The following is a 4,494-nucleotide window of genomic DNA, read 5'->3' on the forward strand; positions in this document are numbered from 1 at the left end:
CAACGCCCTCGGCACCGCCGAGATCGCTCGCGTGGGCTGACCTCAGTGGGGTAAGGGGAAGTCATACCTCAGGCCTGAGTTCTGCAACAATGCCTCGCAGAAGAGAGAAATTTCATGGTGAGTTCCACTATTAGTCAGGAGTGAGAACAAAGATACCAGCGTGCAACGCTCAAAGCCACGATCGAGCACGTATGAAATCGGAATAGTCATCATGTTGCTGCTTCACCGTTTGAGGTAATGGATCGCTCTACCTGCGTTGCAGTTTCGCGGATCTTGGTGAGCTTGTCGAGAGGTCGACGCTCATAGCCTCATAATGTTCACAATTAGTTCTCGCTCGCCTGAAGGGTCTTGGTCTTTCCTTTTTGGTCTGCAACACACTCGTAGGCTCCCGTGCCAGGGTGCCAATGTAAATTTGAGCATGCGCGCAAATGTTGGAGCCGACTTTACGGTCTTAAGTCTTGAGGCTTGGACCAACCCGTCCTGCCGATTTCGCGGCGCATATCAATGCGATACTTGTGAAACATGCTTCAATGAGTAAGACTCTTTTCAGGCTGTTCTCACGAAGTCGAAACACATATGGTTACTCACTGTATTCCCATGGTTTGGTTTCGTTAACGGGAAACGATAATAAAATGCCCAGAATATCATCATGACGCTCGGGTCGAAAAAAGTGTCCCTTTCGACATTCATACAGTTACAAATGCCAATGCTCCGCAACGAAGGGTGCGCGCCGCCAACGACCATGCCGCGAGTGCATCACGTCCCGCGGCAGTGGGTCCCCATGGAACGACACCACGGCCGCGTTCGACGGGGGCCTGGCCACTCCGAAGCGGGACGTATCGATCCCAAGCAGCCTACGCCCCCGCGCTCCGCAGTGTCGCTTGAAAGAGACCACCTTGCCTTCCGGTAGGAACGTGAAATCGCCAACCTTGTGCTGAAGCCAGTTCTGCTCACCAATCTGCCGTGTCTTTCCATGATATGTCTCGACCGCAACGGCGGGATCCGCGATGAAATCTTCCCATACCTGTACATGGCTCCCCACCTTCAGGCGGTACACAGAGCCGCTTCCCTTCGCGCTCCCGGATTTGCGCGCCCAATTCCGCGCAATCCAGAGGTCGATATCCGGCCGCTCGGCCAGGAAGTCCAGATTACCGACAATCACGATATCAATGTCGAGCGACACGACGTGGCGCCCTTGGAGGCCGAGGAAGTCATGTCTGAACGTGCCGAGCTTGCGCCAGATACCGTCCACACCTTCGTCGGGGAGCGGATGGGCGGCTATCTCTGGATGGAGCCCGGCGGGATCATCGGTCACACAGTGAAATCGGTGCGGAACCGTGAGATGCCTCGCAACAGAGGCGCGTAGTATGTTCACATCTTGTACCGAATAAAGCGTACCCCACCGGTAGCAAACAATGTCAATTTCAGTAAGACGTTCGCCCACCTCGTCGGAAGTTTTCGTCACGTTACGTATCCTGGTCAAACCGGCTCCGCGCCTGATAAGCCACGCGCATTAAAGGGGCAAGGATTCGCATCCGAGCTATGCCGGGAAATGGGTGACGTGTGTGGATGCACCCTGTTTGGCAAGCATAATCTTCGATGTTTCAGGTCACGCCATTCGATGATCCTCCTGCCTGGTCGTGATGGCCCGAATCATCCGGGCCGTTCGCGGCGCGCTCGAACCGGTGACGCTGCGCCGCTCACTGTTCGCCGGCGCCATGGCCGCGACCATCTTGGGCTTGCGCGCCACGAGGGCTGCGAGCCGGCGGTTCGAGCTGCCATCCTTTCGGACGACCCAGCGGATCACGCTCATCGCACCGACGATCAGCAGTCGGTGGATGTCGGTCCGGCCCATCTTGCTGACAGAGCCAGCCTGGCCTTGCCGCCCGTGGACCTCTGTCGGGGCACAAGGCCGAGCGTCACGCCAAAGGCGCGCTTTCAGTACGACGCTGCAAAATTCCGTCCACTGTCAAAAGTATCGAGATCCGGTGCGAACGCCGCGAGAGCGCCGGCGGTGACCGGGCCGATCCCGGGAATGGTGCATAGCCGATGCAGCTGCGCAACTGTCCTTGACGTCCCATCGAGCTCGTCCGCCAACCGTTCGATCACCTCTGTCAGCCTCGCGATCTGCTCGACGTGGATCGCCCCCATCGCCCGGACCGGGACGGGCAGATCGCTGGTCTGGTCTTCCAGCGCGTTCTCCAGAACCTTCAGGCTTGCTGGCCCTTTCGGCGCTGCCAGCCCGAACTCGGCCACATGCCCGCGAAGGACGTTGATTAGCTGCGTGCGCTGCCGGACCACGCATCGATGTGTCCGAAACGGTCGTCCTTCAGGGCGCCATCGGTTCAAGCCCGATGGACGACGCACGGCCCTGTGTCTCGGCATTCTTGACCGCCACGAACCGCATGGTCGGGCGCATGGCCGCCTCCGCGATGGCCTCGGCATCCGCCCGGTCATTCTTCTGGCGCTTGACGAACGGCTTCACATACGCCGCAGGCACCAGACGCACTTCGTGACCGTGGGACTGCGCCACCCGGCCCCAGTGATGCGAGGTGGCGCGGGCCTCCATCGCCACCACGCACGCCTGTTGAACGGCAAGAAGTGCCGCCAACCGGGTTCGCGACATCACGCGGTTGTATGGAACCGCCCCATCCGCCGTAACCGCACAGACCTGAAAGCTGCCCTTCGCCAGGTCAATCGCCAACATTTTGATCTTCGTAGTCATAACTGCGCCCTCCGTCCGGTTCATACGGAACCGTCATGGCATGAAAGATGCCGTTGGGGGGGGACATCCACCGCATCAGGTCAGATATGAAGCTGACAGGAGATCAACATGGCCTCGACTGAACTCACTCGAGAGCAGAATACGCGCAGTGCGACGCGACATCCCTGTGCTTTGACGGATGCGGCATGGGCCATCGTTGGCCGGCTTCCATCGGGCCCGCACAGGCTCGGGCGACCGCAAGGCGTTGACCTGCGCCGTATCCGGGATGCAATCCAGTATCTTGCCGCTGCGGGCTGCCCGTGGTTGGTTTTGCCCAAGAACGTTCCACCGGCATCGACGTTGTGGTATTATTTCTAAACACGGCGCGACGATGGGCGTTTTGTCGGAATGAACCGCGAACTGGTCCCTGCCGCCCGAAAGGCCGCAGACCGAGACGCCCGGCCCACTGCCGGTGTGGTGCACAGCCAGCGTGTGAAAAGCTCTGGAAACACGTCACTTGCCCGGTTCAATGCAGGCAAGCGGATCACGGAACGGACGCAAGCGTCACATCATCAAAGAATACATGCGGCAACCTGATCGCGTGCCAGGTGCATATCTTCGCCCGGCAACTCGGCCTGCGATCCTGCTTCACACCGGTCAAGAGCCTCAAGAACAATGGCCGCCGGGATCTTTCGTGAACATGCTGAAGCGCGACTATGTGCGCGTGACGCCCCTACCGGATGCGGAAACCGCACTCGGATTGATCGATGGCCGGTTCGAGTATTACGACGAGATCCATCCGCACTCAGGGCTGAACCGAAGACCGCGCAGCGAAATGGCACCCGCACCGCGTTTCATTGCAGATAGAACGGAAACCGCCTGAGTGTCCGGTGAAACGGGCGCAAGATCCACGACCGCATTCGCCGTTGGTACCTTGACCCCCTACGAGGTCCATGCCAACACACGTTGTGATCATAAAAGGCATCCTAATACGTATCCCCGATCCATAGTCAACTAGCTGCGAGCCGGCCAAAAACCGAGACCAATATCAGTGTTCAAAACCCGAGAATTTCAATGTACTCTGCTGAAAAGAAATGTATCTTTGTTCATCAGCGAAAAGCTGCTGGAACCTCGATAAAAACTCTATTTCCTGACGCGACAGCGGAGTTCAACGATGGTATCTTGGACCCGAACTGGAACACAGATTCAAGGATTACGGAGTCTTTCAAATTCACGGTTATTCGTAATCCTTGGGATCGATTCGTTTCTGGGTGGAAGTATCTTCGATCAACGCGAAATAGAAGTATCGAAGATGTCTTGCTGAACCTCCCCAATGAAAGCTTTCTTGAAGATCTTGTCGGCAGTCTGTCGTTTTCGGCACGCTATCACTATGCAAAAGAGCATTTCAGACGATCTTCGTTGAAAGCGGGCAAAGCCCTGCAAAATCAGATCATGGGTAGCAAGAGGAGGCTACCTTCTATCTTCGGGCACAATTACAGGCATATAACCCGGCAACAATATGAAACAATTATAGGTCCCGACGGAAAGCTTGCAGTGGACGCGGTATTTTTTGTGGAAGCACTAGATGAGGGTATAGAGTTTCTTTCTTCACAAATTGATATAGACCCCACCTTGGTAAGGAAAAGAAATATCTTAAGACACGACGACTACAGAGATTTTTTCGATGATCGAACGGGCGTTGTTGCACAACTTTGACTGTTGACGATTCACATCGTGAATCCATGCGGTTACACGGGCTGTATGAGCAAGCCATCCCTCGCCCGCTACCG

The 4,494-nt window shown here is 56.6% G+C and carries 2 protein-coding genes and 3 pseudogenes; 3 read left to right on the top strand and 2 right to left on the bottom strand.

Features of this window, described 5'->3' with window-relative positions; translation table 11 throughout:
• Positions 1 to 694: 694 nt before the first annotated feature.
• Positions 695 to 1,465 (bottom strand): hypothetical protein, encoded by a 771-nt coding sequence (locus V8324_RS21170; RefSeq protein WP_336421878.1) that lies wholly within the window; start codon positions 1,463 to 1,465, stop codon positions 695 to 697.
• Between the two features lie 144 nt (positions 1,466 to 1,609).
• Positions 1,610 to 2,725, bottom strand: a pseudogene (locus V8324_RS22530) (IS110 family transposase).
• A gap of 108 nt (positions 2,726 to 2,833) precedes the next feature.
• Between V8324_RS22530 and V8324_RS21190 the strand changes: the two are divergent.
• From V8324_RS21190 to V8324_RS21200, 3 genes and pseudogenes are all read left to right on the top strand, one after another.
• A pseudogene (locus V8324_RS21190) lies at positions 2,834 to 3,318 on the top strand (transposase); the annotation flags it as partial.
• Positions 3,301 to 3,587, top strand: a pseudogene (locus tag V8324_RS21195) (integrase core domain-containing protein); the annotation flags it as partial. The pseudogenes V8324_RS21190 and V8324_RS21195, both read left to right, overlap by 18 nt.
• Before the next feature lie 191 nt (positions 3,588 to 3,778).
• A complete protein-coding gene (locus tag V8324_RS21200) occupies positions 3,779 to 4,420 on the top strand; it encodes a sulfotransferase family 2 domain-containing protein (RefSeq protein ID WP_336421882.1) in 642 nt (213 codons plus the stop codon).
• Positions 4,421 to 4,494: the final 74 nt, after the last annotated feature.

Source organism: Roseovarius sp. D22-M7 (genome assembly GCF_037083785.1).
Lineage (GTDB): Bacteria > Pseudomonadota > Alphaproteobacteria > Rhodobacterales > Rhodobacteraceae > Roseovarius.

What these genes read in the sequence shown, in the direction of transcription:
- V8324_RS21200 (WP_336421882.1), top strand. Translation starts at nt 3,779, where the DNA reads ATGTACTCTGCTGAAAAGAAATGTATCTTTGTTCATCAGCGAAAAGCT.